This is a genomic window from Streptomyces sp. NPDC012510 (assembly GCF_042955065.1).
Classification (GTDB): Bacteria; Actinomycetota; Actinomycetes; order Streptomycetales; family Streptomycetaceae; genus Streptomyces.
The window spans coordinates 216159-236657 of sequence record NZ_JBIBEN010000005.1 but is presented as its reverse complement, the minus strand read 5'-3'; the positions used below and the strand labels follow the sequence as shown (position 1 = coordinate 236657).

Below are 20499 nucleotides of genomic sequence, written 5' to 3'. Positions count from 1 at the left end.
CGGAAGAAGACAAGGAAGCAGCTACCTGTCGTGCTCGGGCACGCCCTGAAGCAGGGCGGGGCGTGCGGAAGACGGCGCGGAAGGCCAGTCGGCATCCCGCGATCGGCCCGCTGACGGGCCGGAAGTCGAGGACAGAGCCGAGGGGCACGACCGGGTGCGCTCGGGACTCTGGTCAGGGGCGAAGGGTCACGGCGGACAGGCGGCGGCGCCGGGCACCACGGACTCGCGCACGCGTCTCTCCTGCAGATTCGAAGTTCTTCGCCGGAGGCGGCATCGGCCCCGACACTGCAACGGCCGGGCTGGAGACCCGCGCCGCAGGCAGAGGAAGGGCAGCACTCAGGCCCGTCCTCACCGACGAGTACTCTACCCTAACGTTAGAGTAGAGATCGGCGGCTGGTCGGACGCAGTGCCGTCGGCAACGAGAAGGGCCAGGTCGGGTACGTGGACGGCAAGCACATGCAGATCGGTGAGGTCGCCGCGCGGACCGAGCTGTCCCTGCGCACCATCCGGCACTACGAGGAGACCGGCCTCGTCGCCCCGTCGGCGCGCTCGCAGGGTGGCTTCCGCCTCTATACCGAGGCGGACGTCGCGCGCCTGATGGTCATCCGGCGCATGAAGCCGCTCGGCTTCACCCTCGACGAGATGCGCGCCCTGCTGGAAGCCACCGACCGCCTCGATTCCGGCGAGGACCTGTCGCCCGAGGAGCGCGAAGAACTATTGGGCCGGCTGCGCAACTTCGAGGAGGCCGCGCAGCAGCGCGTGGCCGACCTCCGCACGCAGCTGGTCCGTGCGGAAGAGTTCGCGGCCACGCTGCGCGAGCGCCTCCTGCAGACCGCCGGGCCGGCACCGACCCCATAGCCGATCGGAACCGAGCGTGGCGCGGCTTGATCACCCGCGAGGCGCAAGCGCCATCTCGGGTCGCGGCCCCGACCCTACGGAACTGTGGCCGAAGAGCTGGTCGAGATGGGCTCGCAGGACTGACATGGCCCGTTCTGCAGACCACTGACCGACCAGACCACCGTTACCCAGACCGTGGCCGAGTACCGGAAACCGGACCGCCTCTCATCCTCACCCGCGTCCAGCGCGCCGTCGCGCCGTCGCGCCGTCGCGCCGAGCTTGGAAAGCACATGGCGTGACCTGACCCGCGCGGGACGGCTTCGGTCCAGCCCTCCCCGGTCGAGTAGCAAAAGATGCTCAGTCCGATTCCTGGCGGGGTGGCCGCGGCCCAGCGCCAGGCGAGTTGCCGTCTCGCGACAAAGTCCTCGGCCACCACGGGTGTAGTGGCCCGAGGGCTCCGCGTGCGGCTACGGCCCGTCGCTGGGCGGGGAAGGCGTGACGTGTTGCGAGGAGACGGCCAGTTCGGCAAGGGGCACTCACGGCCTGCTCTGGGGACTGTCACGGCGGATCCGATACAGGCGATGCAGGCTGAGTACGAGCAGCGCACGCGCGATCATCGACCATGTAGGCGAAGCGCCCTGTCTGGTCAGGGCTAGCGCCTGCAACAGCAAAGAAGTCGAGGCCAGCACGGCGAGCCATCCCATCGCGATGTCGACCGCACCCCCTCGCCTGAACAGATCGAATGTAGTGGTGACCCCACTGGAGTGATCACCCAAGTACCGGCTGAGGAGCAGTCAGGCACCGTTCCGGCTTGTGCCCTCGCCACCCTCGGGGCCGGACACGGTGCGCTGGTAGATGTCGGGGATGCCGTCGGCGTCCTCGTCCCGGGTCTCGGCCTCCCACAGGCGGCGGTAGATCCCGTTGCGGCGTTTGATCAGCAGCGCCGCGGCGGCTGCGGCGATCAGTGAGCCGAGCAGGACGGCGGCCTTGATGTGCTCAACGTCTGCCGGGTCCGTGAAGGCGAGTTCACCGATCAGCAGGGCGACGGTGAAGCCGATCCCGGCCAGGACCGCCAGGGCGAACACGTCCGCCCACGCCAGGTCCGGGTTGAGACGGGCCCGGGTGAAGCGGGCCGCCAGATAGGTACCCGCGAAGATCCCCACCGTTTTGCCCACGACCAGGCCCAGTACCACTCCCAGCGGCTCCGGCCGGGTGAAGACCTCGCCCACGGCCTCGGTCGACACGCTCACCCCGGCGGCGAACAGCGCGAACAGCGGCACCGCCACACCGGCCGACACCGGCCGCAGCAGATGCTCGGTCCACTCCCCCGGCGAGGCGTCCTCGTCCTCGTCCCGGACGGTCCGCAGGATCAGACCCATGGCCACACCGGCGACCGTGGCGTGCACGCCGCCGTTGTACATCAGCGCCCAGATCACCAGGCCGAGCGGCACGTACCACCACCAGCCGCGCACCCGGAACCGCTGCAGCAGATAGAACACGGTTAGCCCGGCCACGGCCCCCGCAAGCGCGGGCAGGTTCAGGTCGCTGGTGAAGAAGACGGCGATCACCAGGATCGCGCCGAGATCGTCGACCACCGCCAGGGTCAGCAGGAAGGCCCGCAGGGCGGAGGGCAGGTGGGTGGAGAGGACCGCGAGGACGGCGAGGGCGAAAGCGATGTCGGTGGCCATCGGCACCGCCCAGCCCTGTGCGCTGCCGCCGCCGATCGTGGTGGTGGCCAGGTAGACGGCGGCGGGGACCACCATGCCGCACAGGGCGGCGACCACAGGTAGGGCGGCCGTGGCCGGGGTCCGCAGCTCGCCGACGACCAGTTCGCGTTTGAGCTCGATTCCGGCGACCAGGAAGAAGACGCTCAGCAACCCGTCCGAGGTCCAGTGCCCCACCGACAGGTCCAGGCCGAGCGCGGGAATTCCGAAGTGGAAGTCTCGGATGTCCTCGTAGGTGCCGCTCCACGGGGTGTTCGCCCAGACCAGCGCCACCACGGCCGCCGCCAGCAGCACCAGGCCGCCGACCGTCTCCGTCCGCAGGGCCCGGGCCACCCGTACCCGCTCCGGCCAGGGCAGGAGACCGAGGAATACAGAACGCTCACGCTGACCATCAGGCATCCGGGAGGACCTCCACAGCATCGGGTTTTGGGCACACGTGCCCCATCGACGCCGACCAGACTTCCCGGCACACCGCGCGTCACCTGACGCGTTCTTTACACACTATCCGCCGCTTCCGCAGGTATGCCCCATGAGCACTCCCGCGGATGGCAACCCGCTGTGACTGTCGTCATGGCGACGTCCGGACGACAAACCCGCACGTACGCGGGCGAGGCCACGTCCTCGTTGTTACGGACCTCAACCGGGCTTCGTCGGCCAGTCCAGCAGACGGGCGCCGATCACCGCGGTCTGCAGGGTGTAGCGGTGGACGGGGTCGGAGGGGTCCGCGCCGGTGAGCTGGTGGATGCGTTCCAGGCGGTAGGTGAAGGCGCGCACGCTCAGCGAGAGCCGCCGCGCCGCCTCCGCGGACACGCAGCCGGAGTCGAAGTAGACGGTGAGGGTTTCCAGGAGCGGCTGGGCGCCGCCGCGGGCGCCGCGCAGCGGGCCGAGAGCATTCTCGACCAGGTCGGCCATCGCCTGCCGGTCGCGGGTGAGGACCGGGTAGACGAGGAGGTCGGCTGCGTGCAACACAGGTTCGTCGAGTTCGAGGCGCTCGCCCAGGTCAAGGGCGTTGAGGGCCTCCTCGTAGGACTGGACGACGCCCGCCGCCCCGGGTTGCGGACGGCCGATCCCCACCTGGCCGCCGCCGGTGGCCGCGAACGCCTGCTTGGCGAAGTGGGCGAGCACCTCGCTCTGGTCGCCCGGGGCGATGCACACCAGCCGGCCGTCCTTCGTGGTGAGCAGGATGCTGCGGTCGCCGAACCGGCCGATCAGCGCACGCTCCACCTCCCGCAGAACCACGTCCCCCTCTTCGTACGCGACCGGGCCACGTGCCACGGCGACCGCGTGCTCGTACGAGAGGCGCAGCCCGTAGCGTTCCGCGCGCTGGGCCAGTCGGCCCAGGTCGCTGCGGCCGTACAGCAGGTCGTCGATGAACTCGCGGCGAGCGGCTTCCTCCTGGCGCACGGCGAGCCGCTGCGCCCGCTCATAGCCCTCGGCGAACGCGTCGACGGCCTGGGCCGCGGCGCCCAGCACGTCGTCCACGGAAACGTCGTCCCCGGTCGGCCAGTGCGCCCGGGTGGCGGCCATGTGGGCGCCGACCATGACGCGCAGGCCCAGGCCGGCCTCCGCGGCCTGCTCGCCCAGCGCCCGGCGCGAATCGAGTTCACCGCGGGTCAGTCGGCGCCCGGTCTCCGAGGCGTTCGCAAGGATGCGGGCGTACCCCTCCAGGTACTCCTCGTACTCCTCGGACGCGTCCCGCCCCGCCATGTGCGTCCCCCCGAAGTTGATGCGTTGTTGACGTCTTTCTAGCGCATGGCCGCGGGAATGGACCCGCACAAGCCGGGTCGTTGCCTGTCTCCGGCAGTTTTGAGAGGCGCTGACATGCCGACTGCGGGCAAGGTGTCACCGCCGCCGAGGGCCGAGACCGGTCAGCGCATGGAAGCGCGCCGCGATGGGCACACTGGCCAGCCTGCATCACGGAAGCCCGTTATGTCCCCACCTGATGGGCTGGTTCCGGCGGACCTGGCGCCGCCTGCTGCACACCTGCTGACGTCTTCGCTCAGCACGCCCGGTCCCTCCCAGCCCCCGCCGAATCGCCTTTCGCTGCCCGGCCAACCGGAGACCTGGTCCCTCGCCACGGTCTGCGGCCACGGCGTAGACGGATTCCTGACAGCACCCGGCATTCGGACCGCGGTGAACACTGCCGGGCCCTGGCAGTGCGACCGCCCTGGCTGTGCGCGCAGGATGAGTGTGGGGAGCTTAGGCAGTGGTCCCCGGTGCCGGCACCGTCCTGGCGCGAGCTGCACCGGGGCCAAGGCCGCCTCCCCACGCGGCAGGCTGGAAGCGAGCCGCCGGTACTCGCGAAGGGGTGTCGGCCGATGGCAAGGGCACCGTGTGCCAGGGTTCGATGCTGGCGGTGGCGGCGAAATCCGCTCCGCCGGCGCAGCGATGTCGTCGAAGCCTGGGTCATCCTCGCTGGATGGCTGCTGGCCCTGGTGGGCGGCCTGCTCGCGGGGCTCGCGGCGGCGGATGCGATCGAGCGGTCCGCCGACCGGCAGCGGGCGGAGCGCCGCACGGTGTCGGCCGTACTTGTCGAGGACGCCAAGGGCAAGGTTCCCGCCAGGACAGCGGGCGACCCCCGGGTGTGGGCGACGGTCCGCTGGACGGCCCCGGACGGCTCGATACGCACAGGCGAGGCCAGGGTGTCAGCCACGAGCCCCGCCGGCAACCGGGTCACGGTCTGGATCGACCAAAGCGGTCACCTCACCGCCGAGCCCCTGACCGACGGGCAGGCACGCTCCCATGCGGCCGCTGGAGGGGTGCTGGTCGCGACAGGTGTGGGCGGCATCGCCCTGGCCGCTGTCTCCGTCGCACGCTTCCACTTGAGTCAGCGGCGTATGGAGCAGTGGGCCGTGGAGTGGGAGCGGATCGACACGCGGTGGGGCAGGAAATCCGGCTGACCGGATCGGTTGATCAGCCAGACAGAGCAGCCTGACGAGGCCCGCCCGGCCAACCGGTCGGCCAGGATCACCACGGCTGCCGGCTGATGCCCCCAGCATGATCGACTGTCTGTGCTCGCACTGCCCGCCGGTAGAACCACTCGCCCAGGTGTGACCCGGCTACGAGCCCTCCCGCAAATACGAGAAACCCTCCCTGCGCGACGGACGCGAGAAAACTGGCGTCCTCGGCAGCCAGGTCGCTCCACCGCAGCAGCGGACCGGTCAGCCCGCCGAGCCACATCACCAGCAGTGCGACGCCCCGGACGCGGATGGCCCACGGGCTCGTACGGCTGCGGACTCGTTTCGGCGCCCACCCCCGCAGCGAGGCAATGGCCACAGGCAGCGCGAAGGCCGACCAGCCGATCAGCCAGAGCCACAGAAACACCGTCGTACCTCCGTAGACAAACCGCCCGAGCGGCCGAAAGCCTGCGCTCTCGCCGCCCCTGCGCGATGCCAGACAGCGAAAGCGCCTTCACGGACGAGCCCGGGCGGTTCCGGCACCGCCCGGGCTTACTCCTCTGACCGATGTGGACGTCAGCCGGTGATCTCGACCTTCCCGTTGACCTCGGTGGACGCCGTCGGCGCCGGCGGCGCACCGCCGACCCGGCCGGTAATGCCCTTCAGCAGCTCGGCGAGGTCGACACCGGTGGTGGAGCCGAGCAGTTCCATGCCCTGGGCCACGTTGTCGGCGACCGTGCGCGAGAGCTGGCTGGCGCCGTCGGTGGAGATCACCGTCATCTTGCCGATCGCGCTGAGCGGCTCGGACGCCTTGGCGACGACCTGCGGCAGCACCTCCACCAGCATCTGCAGCACGGCGGCGTCGCCGTACTGGGCGAAGGCGTCAGCCTTCTTGCGCATTGCCTCGGCTTCGGCGGAGCCCTTCGCGCCGATCGCGGCGGCCTCGGCCTCGCCCTCGATACGGACCGCGTCGGCGAGTGCGGCGCGGTGCGCCTTCTCGCCCTCACCGGTCAGCCGGGACCGCTGGGCGTCCGCCTCGGCCTCCTTGACCAGGGCGATACGGCGGGCCTCGGCCTCCTGCTCGGCCTGGTAGCGGGCGGCGTCGGCGGGCTTGCGGACCTTGGTGTCCAGCTCACGGTCGGTCAGCGCGGCCTGCCGCTCGGCCACCTTCTCCTGCTCGGCCAGGACCTCCTGCTGACGGGCGGCCTCGGCGAGCGGTCCGGCTGCGGCGGCGCGGGCGGCTGCCTCGTCGGTCTCGGCCTTGATCTCCGCGGTCTTGAGGGCGAAGGTCCGCTGGGCGATGGCTATTTCCTCTTCGGCCTTCAGCCGGGCCTGCTCGGCGGCGCGTCGGGCCACGGCCTCGGCGATGTCGGCCTCCTGCTTGGCACGCGCGGCCTCCGGACGGCCCAGGTCCTCGAGATAGGAGCCCTCGGTGGTGATGTCCTGGATCTGGAAGGCGTCCAGCACCAGCCCCTGCCCGGAGAGGCTGGCCTCCGCCTCCTCGGCGACCTGCCCGGCGAACGCGGCCCGGTCACGGATGATGTCCTCCACCGACATCCGCCCCACGATGGAACGCAGCGCACCGGACAGCACCTCCTGCGTGAAGCCGACGATGCCGTCCTGCTGCATCAGGAACCGCTGTGCGGCGGCCCGGATCGAGTCCTCGGTACCGCCGACCTTGACGATGGCGACCCCTTCGAGATTCGCCTTCACACCCCTCAGCGTGACCGCGCCGCGCACCGAGATCGGGATGTGCCGGCTGGACAGGTCGAGGGCGAACTTCTGCTGCACGAACGGCACGACGAACACGCCGCCGCCGACCACGACCTTCTGCCCGCTGTTGTCGGTGAACACCCGCCCGGTCTCCGGGTCGGTGGCCTGCTTGCCACGCCGCCCAGTGACGATGAACGCCTCGCTCGGCCCGGCCACCTTGTAACGGGTGACCACGACGAGGCCGAGCAGCACAAGGAGTACGACGACTCCTATCACGGCGATGACTACTGGACTCATGATGTCTTTCCCCTCAGCCCTCCCAGGGGACGGCAGATCGATACGAGTTCATGTGGATGAAAGGGCGGCGCCGATGCAGCGGCGCCCGATGTGCGGAGCGGCGCGGCAGATCAGCGTTCGACCGGGCGTACGGAGACCGCTGTCTGCGACAGCGTCTCCTCCACCCAGATCTCGGCGCCTCGCGGCACCGGACTCGGACTCTTCGCCGCGAGCTTCACCGGTTGCCCGGCCCGGTGGACCAGCACCTCGCCGTAGCCGTCGGCCGGAATGGCCGTCACCACGGAGCCCGCGGCGCCGATCAGGTCGTCGCCGCGCGGGGCGGCGCCGGACCTGTCGTTCAACAACGCGCGGCTGAGGCGATAGGAGAGCCAGCCCGTGGCGGCTCCGGCGGGCACTCCGACCGCGGTGGCGCCGACCGCGCCAAGCCCGGTGGTGCCCATGACGATCGCACCGGAGAAGCCGAGCATGGACACGAACCCGGCGATGACCGGAAGCGACAGCCAGCCGTCGAAGAGACCATCGAGCGCGTCGACGCCGCCGAAGAGGCCCTCAAGGACACCGTCGAAGATGAGGGACAGCAGGAGGACTACGACTCCTGCGATGCCGAGACCCAGAAACCAGGTCATCCGCCCTTCACCGCCTCTCGCCCACTGTCACCGCGCCGGTGGCGCAATACTCACACGTAGACGCGACGAAAACACTGCCTGGTTCCGGCAATCTTTACGCTCCCTTGATGCCGGTCTCCGCACAGCTCGGCCGGAGTGCGGCGGGCGCCGGGGGCGGCCGAGCTGGGAGCAGCTCTACGGTGTGGCGGGGTCGGCCGGTCGGGGGTGGCGGCCGAGGAGTTCGGCGAGCCCCTGCCGGGTGGTCGCCAGCACGACGCGGTCCTCGGCCGCAGGACGTATCCGGGGTGCAGCTCCCAGACCAGCCCGGGAGGCCGGTCGTCGCCGTCGGCTGGATGGGCCGACGCAAGGGTCGGGGCGGCGGTCGGCAGGGGAGGCGGCGTCCAGGGCCAGAACCCGCCAGGCACCGGGGCGGAAGGCTTCGGCGACCGTGCGGCCCTCCAGGTGCGGGTGTCCTGCGACGACGAGGGCGGCGAAGAGGAGCACCTTGCGCTCGACAGGGATGGCGCCAAGGATCTGGCGGCCCATCATCGCGCCGGCGAACGCGGGGGGCCGCGAGGCTGGAGACGCTGCGGCTGCGGGTGAGAGCGTGCGGGTGGGCGGCGCGCAGGGTGCGGTAGACGGCGGTGGCGAAGTCGTCGTCGTACAGCCGCAGTGCGACACGCAGGTCGGGCTTGACGGAGCGGGCATACAGGGCGGCTTCGAGGTTGGTGGTGTCGGAGGTGGTCAGGGCGAGCAGGGCGTGCGCGCGGTGGATCTTGGCGGATTCCAGGACGCCTTCCTCGGTGAGGTCCCCGATGACGGTGGGGACCCGCAGGCGGCGGGCCAGCGGGATGCCGCGCGCCTCGGGGTCCGACTCCACGCAGACGACGGGGATGTCGAGCTCCTACAGCCGGGCCAGCACGCGGGTACCGATCTTGCCGAGGCCGAGCAGCACGACGTGCCCGGACAGGCCACGCGGCGGGCGGCGCAGGGCAGAGGCGCCGCGGAAGGTGCCCAGCCCCTCCAGCACGGCAGCTGTCAGCACCGGCAACAGCAACAACCCGGCAAGTCCGGAGAGGAGTCGGATGATCTGACGGCCCAGCGGCTCGCCCAGCGCCGGGTCGTCGATGGCGAACAGGTCGAGCAGAGTGAGGTAAGTGGCGTGCACCAGGTCGTCGCCTGTGGTCAGCCAGGAGGCGACGGCGAGGCCGAGAACACAGGCGAGCAGACCGAACAGCGACCAGCGCAGCCGACGCGAGAACAACTGTCCGAGCGAGGCACCCCGGCCGGCCAGTCGGCCGGCGGGCAGTACCGGTCCGCTGCAGGAGACGGCTTCCAGCACCACCGTGCCGTGCCCGGTCGCCGCGGTCACCGCCTCCTCGTCGGGCAGGGGCCGGGGAGCTTCGGTCCCACTGTGGTCGGAACCCTCCGCCCCCGCAGGGTCGTTGGCAGTCGCCGACAGCAGAGCCAGAGTGCACAGACCGGGGTCGGCGGTCTCACCGTGACGCGGCGGAGCGCGTTCCAGCAGCAGCCCGTCCGCCTGAACCACCTTGCTGGTGCCCGCGACGGCGGTGGCAGCCAGTGCCGGAGCATCGGTGTCCGCGTCGGACAGGACGGTGGTGGAGGTGCCCAGAGCCACCGGGTCCAGCCCCGGCGAGGCGACCACGGCGGCCTGGTCCAGCAGTTCCTCCAGCTGCTGGCCGAGCTTGCGGTTGTAGAGCGGCATCCGGCACGGTGCCCGCGGCCCACGTCATCGCCGAGGACACCCGCCCGAAGAGCGCCGTGGCCCGTTCCCGGCCGGTGGGCGGCGTACCCGGAGCGACACCCCTGTAAGTGGGAGCGACGAGCGTGACCTGCTCGCGGTAGACCTCGCGCAGCTCGTAGGACAGCCGGTGAGCCAACCCGTCATCACCGCAGATGATCATGTGCCCGCTGCGAGGCTGCATCTGACGCGGGAGGGAAGACATGAAAGATCACTTTGCCGCAGTCCGGCAGCAGTTTCCATGCCTGCGTTCCAGCGAAAAAGGGATGTGGGAACAGCGCACTCACACGGATTGCTCCGCCGCCCGGCACACCGGACAGGTCAACTGACGGGCCGCCCGGTCATGCGTCACCTTGCCCGGGCTGGCGGGCCCGCGCAGCACCTTGCTCTCCGAACGTACGTGATCGGCACACACAGCCGCTCCGCACACACGGCACACAGCGACTCCAGCCACCGTACGGCCTTGCTGAGCACACTCGTAACAGTTCATGGCCAGAGCCCTTCGGCCGAAAGCCCGCCAATAACGCGTCCTCCGACTCCGCTTACCAGGTCTCCTCAAAGCCGCAGCCCAAACACCTCACCGAGCACCTCGGCCACCGCGGCGCACTGGATGCCTTACTTTTCGCGCCTCCAGTCAGGCGCGTCCTGCCCGCCGACCATCCACTTCGATTACCTGCCACACCGCTCACCCGACGGACTCGACGAACCGGAAGGGAACGCTCCTGTTCCGCGACTGCTTGCTCGTGGAAAACCTGGACGGCCGGGGCTGTGTCGACGCAGCCACCTGCGCCGACATCGCCCTACCGCTCTGGGGTCTCAGCTCCGTGCGCGGGCACCCGCAGCGCCGGCCAAGACGAAGAAAGTCGCGCAGGGACACAACATTCGCCCCACGAGCCGTGCCTACCATGACCGCAACATGACGCCACGGGATGTAGGGCCGGCATCGCTGCCTGCCCTTTGCCAGATCTGGTCATGGTCGGCTCCAAGGAACGTTTGAATCCGATGCCGACCAGAATCTCCGGCTCACTGCGGCGCAGTGTAGCCACCGGAGGCACTCCGCAGCCGCTCCAGGCCCTTCACTTCCTCGGGACGTCGCGGACCGGTGATCACCCAGGCAAGCGGCACGGAAGAAAGTACCGGACGAAGGTCAGCCCGCACGGGCGGCCTGCGGCCCGTGCGGGCGCGGTGGCTGTCAGCGCCTTCGGTGGTGGAGGCCGGGCTCCGGCTCCGCCATGTACTCGAGACAGTCGGGGTTGTGGCAGGGGGCCACGCCCCACACGGGGACAAACACCCCCAAGGTCTTGTGCCGTCTCTTGACGGTCATGTCCAGGGGCTGCCGACAGGCCGGGCACACCAGAGTCCCCTGAGGGCCGGTCTCATGCTCGGTTTTGCTCATCTTTTAACCATAGATTGCCTGGTCGTAGAAAGCAGTGCCACGTGCTCAGCCATCGTCCGCGCGACCGGCGGGCCCTTCGGGGCCGGCAGGCCGCTCCCCTTCCGCATACCGCGAAACGGCAGGCCCCGGGTCATCGGCGGCCGTGTCCGACCGCGGCGCCGCGTCCGCCTGAACGCCAGGGGCCGGATGGGGCGCGACGGGCCGTAGCAAACTGAGAACGACGGACCCGGCCAGCACAACGACGACGACCGCGAGGCTGATCAGCGAGGGGATTTCCGGGACGCTGGGGCTGATCGTCTTGTGAGCCGCTTGGAAGACCAGTTTGACGCCGATGAAGCCAAGGATTACCGCCAGACCCATGTTCAGGTAGTGGAAACGGTCGAGCAGTCCCGCGAGCAGGAAATACAAGGCGCGCAGGCCCAAAATGGCGAAGGCGTTGCTGGTATAGACGATGAAGAGGTCGTCACTGACGGCGAGAACCGCGGGCACGCTGTCGACCGCGAAGACCAAGTCGGCCGCCTCGATGGCGGCCACCACAGCGAGCAGCGGGGTGGCCACGCGCTTGCCGGCCTCCTTGACGGTGAACCTCATGCCCGCGTACTCGTCCCGAACCGGGATGACCTTGCGCAACAGCCGCAGCGTGAAGCTCTTGCCAGGGTCGAAGCCCTCCTCATCGCCCTTGAGGAGTTTGTAGGTGCTGTAGAAGAGCACCGCAGCGAAGGCGAACAGCACCGCGGTGAAGCGGCTGACCACGGCTACACCGAGGGTGAGGAAGATCCCGCGGAAGACCAGGGCGCCCATCACGCCGAAGAACAGGACACGGTGCTGGTAGGCGCGGGGCACGCGAAAGTAGGCGAAGATCACGGCGAAGACGAAGAGATTGTCGACTGACAGGCTCTTCTCCAACAGCCACGCGGTGGTGTACTCGGTGCCGGCCGTCGTACCGAGAACGAGGAAGACGAGCCCACCGAATACCAGAGCAAGGCCCACCCATAGTGCGCTCCAGGCGGCGGCCTCCTTGAAGCCGATGACGTGTGCGGCACGATGGGCCAGCAGATCCACCGCCAGCGACACCACTACCGTCGCGGCGAACACCACCCAAAGCCAGAGCGGGACCTCCAGCACGCCGGTCACCCTCTCCATGGCCTACACCGACGCAGGCCCTCCTACTTACTGAGTTTGTGGCATCTCACTGCAGAGGGCGACCCAGAGGCGGCGCCGTCCGCCCGGTCACCGAACCGGGGCACCTGGGTCCAGTGGATGCGCAGCGGCGCTCCCAGAGCATGTCCCATCCTTGCCGAGCTGCTCATCGCCGACCGCGCCCGGTGCCGCCCGCTCCGTCCGTTCCCTCTTGCCGCGGGGGCCGGGCAGTCCGCACCCGGTCGAGCCGGGCTACCACCGGCCCCGCCGTGACACCGTGCAGCACGACCGAAGCCAGTACGGTGAAGGTCACCACCGCCCACAGTTCCCGCTCCGGCACAGGAAAGTCGTGCTGTCCCAGCGCGTAGGCGAGGTAGTACAACGAACCGATGCCCCGAATGCCGTAGGCCGCGACCACCCAGCGCTCCTGCCCCCGCGGACGGCCCCCGAGCAGCCCTGCCCACCCGGACAGCGGCCGGATCACCACCAGCAGTACCAGCGCGGTGACGGCACCCTGCCAGGTCAGAGAGGCGAGGCCGCCCAGAGTGGTGAAGGCCCCGAGCAAAAACAGCACCGCTGCGGTCAACAGGCGCTCGATCTGCTCCACGAAGTCGTGCAGGACGTTGTGGAATCCGTGGGCGCGCTCGGCCGCCCGGATCGCGCACGCGGTGGTGAACACGGCGAGGAAGCCGTAGCCCCCTATCAGCTCGGTCACCCCGTACGACAGGAAGGTGGCGCCCAGCGCGACGAAGCCCTCGCGGTGTTCGGACAACCGCAGAACGGGCGATCGGGTCTGGAAGAACAGCCAGCCCAGCAGCCGGCCGACCAGCACCCCGCACAGCACCCCGACCGTGCACTTGAACGCGACGTCCTCCACTACCCACGCGCCGACCCAGTCGGCCGACCAGCCGCTGCCCGCGGCGGCGGCCAGCGCCACAGCCGCGTACGTCAGCGGGAAGGCGAGCCCGTCGTTGAGGCCCGCCTCACTGGTGAGGGCGAACCGCACCTCGTCCTCATCGTGGGGGTCCTCGGTGGGCTCCCCCACCCGCACCTCCGAGGCGAGCACCGGATCAGTCGGCGCCAGCACCGCGGCCAGCAGCAGCGCGGCGGCCGGCGGCCAGTCCAGCAGCCACCACGCCACGAGGGCAGTGGCCACGACAGTCAACGGCATCGTGACGCTCAGCAACCGCCAGGTCGTGGCCCAACGACGTCGGCCGACGGGGCGGTTGAGCGCCAGTCCTGCGCCCATCAGTGCGATGATCACACATATCTCGGTGACGTGCTCCGCCAGCAGCCGGTCGTCCACCGGATCGATCACAGGCAGCGGCAGGGGCAGCAGGTACACGCCGATGCCGGCCACCAGGAACACCAGCGGCAGCGACAATGGCCGTCCGGCCACCACCCGGGGCAGCACCGCCGCCAGCAGCGCTCCCACACCCACCCACGCGAACACCGCATCGGCGATCGTCACTACGTTGCGCCGCCCTTCCGCCATGTCACCGAACGAACCCGCGCGCATCGCACGGAACCGCGGTCGGCTTCGCTCCTGATCCCACGCCTGCAGGAGGCCGACGCGACACCGGCGCCGTCCCGCGTACCCGGCGCCGTCCCGCGTACCCAACTCGGCAGCACAGCGCTACGGAACGGATCACGCATACATAACGCCGCATTTCAGGCGCCCCGCTCCTGGGGCGCCGCCTCTCGCCGTCTGCCCCGGCGCCGACGTGGCCCGGCGATCACTGGCTCTCCGGCCTGCGGAGTCCGTGGCGCTGGACGATCCGGGAGATGTCCCGCGCGGTGATGATCCCGACCACGTGCGGGCCGTCGGTGACAAGGATGGGCAGGCCGCTGCTTGGGCGGAGCTTGTCGAGCACGTCCTGCAGAAGGTCGTCCGGCGCACAGGTCGTGCACCGCGGCAGCGGGACCGCCACGTCACGCGCGCGCAGTGTCTGCCGCTGCAGTGCGCCGATGCCCACGATCATGGTGACCATGGCATACGTCCTTGAGGCGTAAGGGAGTTGTAGCGTGAGGAAGAAGAGCCGGGGTGAGATCCGGCGGCGCTTCGGGTCAGGCGGCGCGGTCCCGCAGATGAAGCGCGGTGTCACGTGACGTCCCCCAGCAGGGGTCCTCGCTGTCGGCGTCTCGCCGTCCGATGACGTCGCCCCTGCGGGCCTCGCCCGGCACGGACGGCCCGGGTTCATCGGGGAAGAGGCGGTGCAACGGCCGTACGAGCACGCGTGCCACCCGCCAGGCGAGCAGCGGCGCGGCGATCAGTACGGCGATCCCGGTCAGTGCGCGCACCGGTCCCGAGAGGACGAGCGGTTCCAGGAGAACGGTCGCGCAGAGGCTGCCGAGCCAGGCGGCACCCGTCACCAGTGAGAACCCGACGGAGACCGGGACCCCGCCCAGTCCCCAGACTTCGGCGTCCGCATCGTCGTCGAAGCTGCCGGGGTGGGCCGCGCCCACCGCGACCAGCAGCCAGAAGCACACGACCACGGTCAGGGCGACGGTGAAGGGGAAAACCGGGTAAGTCGTGGCGGCCTCGAAGAACGTCCGCATGTCCGATCCCCCGATCGTCCCGATCCGTGACAGCCTCAGCGCACACTTCAGACCTTGGTGCCGGTCACCTGCCGGTGCCCGGCATCGAGGCCGATCGTGTGCTCCCCTCCGGACCAATCCTGCCGGGGGAACACTCAGAGCACATTGCTTGCTTCCGGCAATCTTTGCCCGGTCCTCCATGCCGGTTACCGCTAAGAGGACGTCAAGATGCTCACCAAGACCGCGAGCCGTCGCACATGAACCGTGAAGACCAAGGTTTCAGGCGCCTGAAAAGAAGGAGGGGCCTGCGCCCCCTCCGGGTCCTCCGGGCACAGGCCCCTCTCCGTGGCCCGTACGGAACCGCTCTCGCCCCACACCCGAACCCCGGCCCTCTTGCGGCGTACGACGAACATCGCGCCGGCACCGGCGGCGACGACGCGCCGTCGGTGATCCCGATCCCCACGCTTCCCTACGACGCAGGCGTCCTCCGCGGTCTTCTTCAAGAAGGCGTTCTCCAGCTCACGGTTGCGGGCTCAAGTTCCTTCAGCCTGACGCGTTCACTACCGAAAGATCCACACCGGCGGGCGACTCATGCTGCTTCTGGCGCTTCCTCACGCAGCCGCCGAGCGTCTCCGCATTCAACTCAAGCTCAGAACTCGAGTGGGCACTTATCGCGTAACCCCATTTCTGCCTCCGCGTTTCCTGTTCTGGGAATTCCTATTGGCCTCCCGTCCGGAAACGTCGGGGCACCCCAGGCTGCCGGACACAGCGGATCACCGCGGAGTATGCGCAGCCTCTCGATCACTGCCCAGCTCCTTCAGGATGCGACGAAGAACCATCACAGGAGAGGGCTACCACCACGAGCAAGGGGCAGCCAGTCATGCCAGGCCCCCAGGAGCAGCGCCGAGTACCCCCACAACCTGATGCAGGGGGCGGAACGGATTAACCCCCTCGCCCCCTGTCCCTTCATCGTCCGCCAACTCATCCACCGAGGCCATGGAATCGACAGGTCAGCGAACCAGCGCACCTTCGGTGCGCGCCGGGGGCGTGGTAAATCCCATGGCGCGCGCCGGAGGTGCTTCTGTCTGCCCTGTCATCGCGGGTGAACGCGACCCGCAGGCGCTCGCGGACCGGGCCAAACGCAAGCTCCGCAACAAGATCCCCGAACTCACCGAGGCCCTGACCGGCCGCTTCCGCGACCACCACGCCTTTCTCACCCGGCTGCACCTGGACCACTACGACCAGCTCACCGGCGCAATCGGGCAACTGGACGAGCGGATCACGGAGGCGATGGCCCCCTTTTCGAGGCGCCCTCGACCTGCTCGACACCATCCCCGGCATCAACCAGGCCGTCGCCGAAGTGATCATCGCGGAGACCGGCGGCGACATGGCCCGGTTCACCACCGCCAAACACCTGGCGTCCTGGGCCGGGGTCTGCCCAGGCCACCACGAGTCCGCCGGCCGCACCAAGAACACCAAAGTCCGGCCCGGCAACCCCTACCTCAAAGGAGCCCTCGGCCTGGCCGCCTTCGGGGCGGTGAGAACCAACAACACCTACCTGCAGGCCCGTTACAAGCGGCTGACCGCCCGCCGCGGCCCGCTCAGGGCCCTGGTCGCCATCGAGCACTCGCTCATCACCGCGATCTGGCACATGCTCACCGACAACGTCCCCTACGACGAGCTCGGCGGCACCTACTTCACCCAGCGCGACCCCGAACATGCCACCCGCCGAGCGATCACCGCACTCAACCAGCTCAGCTACACGTCACCCTCAACCCCTTGGAAGGCGCGGCCTGACCCACCACAGCCAGGACACCCAGCGACCGCCACGGCCACCGGGCACCCTTACGCGTCAGAGGCGCTGTCGCTTGGCTTCTTGCCCGTCTGCCCCCTATACCGACGCCTCTCCCTGGCAGGCATCCGCTACGCTGTCCCTGGTCGGTCGTTGATGCGCCGCGCTGTCTGCTCATGTAAGGCTGCGGAGCAGGTCGTACCGTGGCTGACCAGTGGGCTTGTACTCCTCGCTGAAGATCCACTTCCTGGATTTTCTCCAAGGTTTTCTACAAGCCCCCGCCTTCGTAGCTCAGGGGATAGAGCACCGCTCTCCTAAAGCGGGTGTCGCAGGTTCGAATCCTGCCGGGGGCACAGACTGCGTAGCAGGTCAGAGCACTGAGAGGCCTCTCGTTCATTCGAACGGGAGGCCCCTTTCATGATCGACTGCCACATAGATGCCACATCCCCACGGGATCTGCTCATCGCTCACCCGAACGAGGGACTGGACTACCTGCGGTTACCACGTAAAGTGGCGGTCGCGAGAGGGGCAGGCGTGCCTCCCCACACGCGCCTGAGACGCGCCTCTCGTAAGACCTGTGCGGGTTCCCGGTGGGGAGACCGGGCCGTGCAGGCGAGGGCCCCCCATCGGTTATGTCGATGGGGGGCCTTCTGGTGTCTAACGTAAACCGCCCCAAGAGCAGAAGCCCTCGGGGCGGGACGCCTTGACCGAGTCTTAGCGTCTAACGGCCGAATGCGCAGAGACGCGTACGCGCCAATCGGCCGCTTCAGTGCCACCCCCGCCGCGCTGGCCGGGCCGGGGTGGCTGTCTACAGATGCCCGACTTCAAGATCCTTAAATTTGCCTGTCCGGGCAAAGACATCGAACCATGATCGCTACAGCGTGTACGAGTGCCACTCGACCCGATGCCCGACTGGGTACATGCCCGCCGCCGGGAGATCGGGGAACGCCTCCGCGCCGCCCGCGAAGATGCGAACCTCACCCAGCTCCAGCTTGGTGAGCGCATCGGCCGCGACCACCGGACGATCCACCGCTGGGAGTACGCCTCCCGTATCCCGACGCTGGAGGACCTGCTGCTGATAGCCGACGCCCTCGACGTGCCGCTTGCTGAGCTGGTGCGGTGAGCCCGCCGCCGCGACGGGGGACGTCAGCGGCGGGCCCACCAGCCGCCCCCTACGGCAAGGGGCGGCGATCCTGCCGCCGGGAAGGTGCGGCGCCGGCGGCAGGAGCTTCTAAGACCAGCGGAGCGCGGGCCGGACGTACGGATACAGGTGCGCGCCGCGGTGTCCTACCGGGCCGGTGCAGTGCACGCCCTGGGTGGGGTGTGTCTTCCAGCAGTAGCCGTGCCCCAGCGGGCCGGGCTGGTAGTCCGGGCGGGGTGACGTGCTCTGGCTCACTGCGTCTCCTCGGTCAGGCCGTTGGGGTGCCCAGGGCAGGCGTAAACCTGGGTGCTGCGGTTGTGGGAGCCCCAGTAGCCGACCGCTATCCCCGCAGGCACCGCGCCGGCGCTTAGGGCGTGGCCGCACCAGATGCAGTCCTGTCCGCTGCGTTCCCGGCGTGTCAGGGTGAAGACGGTGGGGAGTGTGCGGTGGCTCATGTGGTGTGCTCCGCCAGTGGTGTGAGGCCGTGTTGGGTGCGGCAGTTCTGGCAGGCGTACAGCATGCCGTTCTCGCCGCCTGAGCCTTCTTCGGTGATGCGGACGAGGAGTGCGGTGTCGGACAGGCCGCGGTGCCAGTTGCAGTAGGCGATGGGGCGGGGCCCGGGTGGAGGGGTGCGGCTGTGCTCTCGTACGAGTTGCTTCAGGGTGGCGGCGGTTTGGCAGGCGGCGGGGGTTTCGACGCAGGTTTCGCACATGCCGACGTGAGCATGGTCGGCGGCTCGTATGCAGGTGGGGCAGCAGCGGGGGAACCAGTGCGTGGGGTGGCGGCGCTCGCCGAGGTCGACTGCGGTCTCGGCGGTGAGCGCGGTGTTGCACCAGCAGCAGTGGCCGCCGCGTACCTGGTCGGCGTTGAGGCGCGCCGGGTTCGGGAGGTCGAGGGTGTTGGCTCTGAGTTCCTCTCTCAGGCTGGTCATGGCGCTACTCCCCGCGTCAGTGATCGTTGCGCTACTGACGGTAGGGGCTGTTGGGTGGGGCAGGGGGTAGGGTTCCTACCCCCTTGCTAGGGGGTAGGGTTCCTACCCCTTAGATGATCATGCCGGTACGCCGAGATCCCGAGCCAACTCAAGCGCGTCCTGACGCACCATCCGCGGCCCCGACTTCACCAACTCCGGCAGCACACTCCGGGTGTGAAGGTTGAAGCGGATCGTCTCCAGCGACTCCCGCTTCGCCTTCCCCAACAGCGATACGGCCGCAGTGTTCTCGCCGAGCATGTTGTGCGCCCGCGCCGTCTCGATCAGGTGGTACGAGCGCCGCGTTGCCGAGGGAATCAGGTCAAGGTCCAGCGACTCCGCTACCTCCAGCGCCTTCCCGGGCTGCATCAGGTCGTTGTGCATGGTGATCGCGTAACCGTCGACGATGCCCCTGCCGAAGATCAGCCACGGGTGGGCGTAGTCGTCGCCGAGCTGACGCGCAGCAGCGTCGGCCTTGTCCCAGTACCGCCACGCGGACCCGGTCTGCCCGGTCTTCGCGTACGACAGGGCGACAGCCAAGTAGAGGACCCCGCGGCGGGCGATGTGCTCCGGGTCCTCCCGGTCACCGAGCAAAGCGGCAGCCTGCTCGGCGAGTTCGACGCGGGCCTCGGCGGCCTCTCCGGCGTCGCGGTGGACGTGGTTCATGTACCAGGCGGCCCCGGCGATGGCGCGTGGGCTGTCGGCGTCCTGCGCGGCGGTCATCGCCCGGTCGCCGGTGAGGACAACCAGGTCCGGGGCGGGCTGGAACGACAGGAACAACTGGGCGAGGTGGTAGGTCTCGGCCAGGGCGACGAGCGCCCGCCGGCGGTCCGCTCCTTCGAGGGTACGAACGGCGTGCTGGGCGTCGGAGAGCAGTGGCGGCAGGAGGTTCGCGATCCGGGACCGATGCCCCTCGACGCTCCGATGTACGGGGTGTTCGGTGTCGCCGTCGTGCCACATCTTCCAGGCGGCACGGACGCGGGCGGCGAGGACGTTGGCGGGCTCGGGTTCCCGGTCGGCGGGCCGGAGCTGGTAGGTGGTGAGGGCGCGTTTGACGACGGGCAGGTCGCCGTGGACGGCTTTGGTGTAGGTGGCGGCGGCGATGCGGTCGTCGCCGGTGAGCTCGGTGATGTCTTCGACGCCGAGGACGTGGGCGAGGCGGAGTAGTTTGGGGAGTCGGGGCATGCCGATGGAGCCGTTCTCGATTGATTTGACCCACTCGGTGGATTGGTCCATGAGGCCTGCGACGACGGCGCGGGTTTTCCCGGTGCGCTCGCGGGCGCGCTTCACGCGCTGGCCGAACGTGAGCGTATCGGTGTGCGGGTCGGGGGTAGCATCGGATGGCATGGTCTCGCCCCTTCTCTGTACAGCTTCGTCACTGTCAGGGTATGGGGCGAGGCCGTTTTCGTGGGCGGTCATGCGTGTTTGACCGGCCCGCTCGATAGGGTTGGGTCATGTCCCCCGATGTCGCTGGCCTTGGTTCTGTGCGCCCGTCTGCGGTGGTGAATGCGGAGATCCGGGCGCTCGTGCAGCGTGGCCTGCACCGTGAGGGGGCGCGGGCCCGGTACGCGGTGCTGGTGGAGGAGTGGACGCGGGCGGTGGCGGTGGAGCGGCGGCTGATCGACGTGGAAGAAGCGGCGTAGCTTCTTCGTGCTGTCACGAAAAGCCTGGTCAGCCAGGTTACGCAGAC

At 69.3% G+C, this 20499-nt stretch carries 19 protein-coding genes, 1 tRNA gene and 1 pseudogene; 6 read left to right on the top strand and 15 right to left on the bottom strand.

Going from position 1 to position 20499, the window contains the following annotated elements; translation table 11 throughout:
• The first annotated feature begins 441 nt into the window (after window positions 1-441).
• A complete protein-coding gene (locus ACFY9I_RS11405; RefSeq protein WP_390999786.1) occupies window positions 442-858 on the top strand; it encodes a MerR family transcriptional regulator in 417 nt (138 codons plus the stop codon).
• A 773-nt stretch (window positions 859-1631) separates the two neighbouring features.
• On the opposite strand, the gene nhaA is transcribed toward ACFY9I_RS11405, so the two are convergent.
• Window positions 1632-2960, bottom strand: coding sequence for a Na+/H+ antiporter NhaA (gene nhaA / locus ACFY9I_RS11400; protein WP_390999784.1), 1329 nt, complete (start codon window positions 2958-2960; stop codon window positions 1632-1634).
• 237 nt (window positions 2961-3197) lie between these two features.
• Entirely contained in the window at window positions 3198-4268 is a 1071-nt protein-coding gene (locus tag ACFY9I_RS11395; protein ID WP_390999781.1) for a helix-turn-helix domain-containing protein, read from the bottom strand.
• A gap of 611 nt (window positions 4269-4879) precedes the next feature.
• On the opposite strand from ACFY9I_RS11395, the gene ACFY9I_RS11390 reads away from it, so the two are divergent.
• On the top strand, window positions 4880-5461 hold the full coding sequence (locus ACFY9I_RS11390) for a hypothetical protein (protein ID WP_390999779.1): 582 nt from the start codon (window positions 4880-4882) through the stop codon (window positions 5459-5461).
• Between the two features lie 67 nt (window positions 5462-5528).
• On the opposite strand, the gene ACFY9I_RS11385 is transcribed toward ACFY9I_RS11390, so the two are convergent.
• The 9 genes and pseudogenes from ACFY9I_RS11385 to ACFY9I_RS11345 all read right to left on the bottom strand — a co-directional run bounded on the left by ACFY9I_RS11385 (window position 5529) and on the right by ACFY9I_RS11345 (window position 14930).
• Complete coding sequence (locus ACFY9I_RS11385; RefSeq protein WP_390999776.1) at window positions 5529-5885, bottom strand: hypothetical protein; 357 nt, start codon at window positions 5883-5885, stop codon at window positions 5529-5531.
• 149 nt (window positions 5886-6034) lie between these two features.
• Entirely contained in the window at window positions 6035-7468 is a 1434-nt protein-coding gene (locus tag ACFY9I_RS11380; protein WP_390999773.1) for an SPFH domain-containing protein, read from the bottom strand.
• A 110-nt stretch (window positions 7469-7578) separates the two neighbouring features.
• Complete coding sequence (locus ACFY9I_RS11375) at window positions 7579-8094, bottom strand: hypothetical protein (protein ID WP_390999770.1); 516 nt, start codon at window positions 8092-8094, stop codon at window positions 7579-7581.
• Between the two features lie 174 nt (window positions 8095-8268).
• Window positions 8269-9998, bottom strand: a pseudogene (locus ACFY9I_RS11370) (potassium channel family protein).
• Window positions 9999-10118: 120 nt separating this feature from the next.
• On the bottom strand, window positions 10119-10325 hold the full coding sequence (locus ACFY9I_RS11365) for a DUF2180 family protein (protein ID WP_390999768.1): 207 nt from the start codon (window positions 10323-10325) through the stop codon (window positions 10119-10121).
• Window positions 10326-11276: 951 nt separating this feature from the next.
• Window positions 11277-12356, bottom strand: a complete 1080-nt coding sequence (locus tag ACFY9I_RS11360) for a TerC/Alx family metal homeostasis membrane protein (protein WP_391000377.1) — start codon at window positions 12354-12356, stop codon at window positions 11277-11279.
• Window positions 12357-12537: 181 nt separating this feature from the next.
• Window positions 12538-13842 carry a cation:proton antiporter gene (locus tag ACFY9I_RS11355; protein ID WP_390999765.1) on the bottom strand — a complete coding sequence of 435 codons (1305 nt, stop codon included), beginning with the start codon at window positions 13840-13842 and terminating at the stop codon, window positions 12538-12540.
• 265 nt (window positions 13843-14107) lie between these two features.
• Window positions 14108-14362 carry a CBS domain-containing protein gene (locus ACFY9I_RS11350; protein ID WP_390999763.1) on the bottom strand — a complete coding sequence of 85 codons (255 nt, stop codon included), beginning with the start codon at window positions 14360-14362 and terminating at the stop codon, window positions 14108-14110.
• A gap of 76 nt (window positions 14363-14438) precedes the next feature.
• On the bottom strand, window positions 14439-14930 hold the full coding sequence (locus ACFY9I_RS11345; RefSeq protein ID WP_390999761.1) for a hypothetical protein: 492 nt from the start codon (window positions 14928-14930) through the stop codon (window positions 14439-14441).
• 1339 nt (window positions 14931-16269) lie between these two features.
• Here ACFY9I_RS11345 and ACFY9I_RS11340 point away from each other — a divergent pair.
• The 3 genes from ACFY9I_RS11340 (at window position 16270) to ACFY9I_RS11330 (ending at window position 17824) form a co-directional block, all read left to right on the top strand.
• Complete coding sequence (locus ACFY9I_RS11340) at window positions 16270-17019, top strand: transposase (RefSeq protein WP_391000374.1); 750 nt, start codon at window positions 16270-16272, stop codon at window positions 17017-17019.
• Window positions 16982-17054 (top strand) — tRNA-Arg (locus ACFY9I_RS11335). Before ACFY9I_RS11340 ends, ACFY9I_RS11335 begins: the two co-directional genes overlap by 38 nt.
• Window positions 17055-17590: 536 nt before the next feature.
• A complete protein-coding gene (locus ACFY9I_RS11330; RefSeq protein WP_390999758.1) occupies window positions 17591-17824 on the top strand; it encodes a helix-turn-helix domain-containing protein in 234 nt (77 codons plus the stop codon).
• A gap of 108 nt (window positions 17825-17932) precedes the next feature.
• Here ACFY9I_RS11330 and ACFY9I_RS11325 read toward each other — a convergent pair whose 3' ends face one another.
• The 4 genes from ACFY9I_RS11325 to ACFY9I_RS11310 form a co-directional block, all read right to left on the bottom strand.
• On the bottom strand, window positions 17933-18097 hold the full coding sequence (locus ACFY9I_RS11325; RefSeq protein ID WP_390999755.1) for a hypothetical protein: 165 nt from the start codon (window positions 18095-18097) through the stop codon (window positions 17933-17935).
• Window positions 18094-18297 (bottom strand): hypothetical protein, encoded by a 204-nt coding sequence (locus tag ACFY9I_RS11320; RefSeq protein WP_390999752.1) that lies wholly within the window; start codon window positions 18295-18297, stop codon window positions 18094-18096. Before ACFY9I_RS11320 ends, ACFY9I_RS11325 begins: the two co-directional genes overlap by 4 nt.
• On the bottom strand, window positions 18294-18773 hold the full coding sequence (locus ACFY9I_RS11315) for a hypothetical protein (protein ID WP_390999750.1): 480 nt from the start codon (window positions 18771-18773) through the stop codon (window positions 18294-18296). Before ACFY9I_RS11315 ends, ACFY9I_RS11320 begins: the two co-directional genes overlap by 4 nt.
• A 117-nt stretch (window positions 18774-18890) precedes the next feature.
• On the bottom strand, window positions 18891-20156 hold the full coding sequence (locus ACFY9I_RS11310; RefSeq protein WP_390999748.1) for a helix-turn-helix domain-containing protein: 1266 nt from the start codon (window positions 20154-20156) through the stop codon (window positions 18891-18893).
• A 155-nt stretch (window positions 20157-20311) separates the two neighbouring features.
• On the opposite strand from ACFY9I_RS11310, the gene ACFY9I_RS11305 reads away from it, so the two are divergent.
• Window positions 20312-20452, top strand: a complete 141-nt coding sequence (locus ACFY9I_RS11305) for a hypothetical protein (RefSeq protein ID WP_390999747.1) — start codon at window positions 20312-20314, stop codon at window positions 20450-20452.
• Window positions 20453-20499 lie beyond the last annotated feature (47 nt).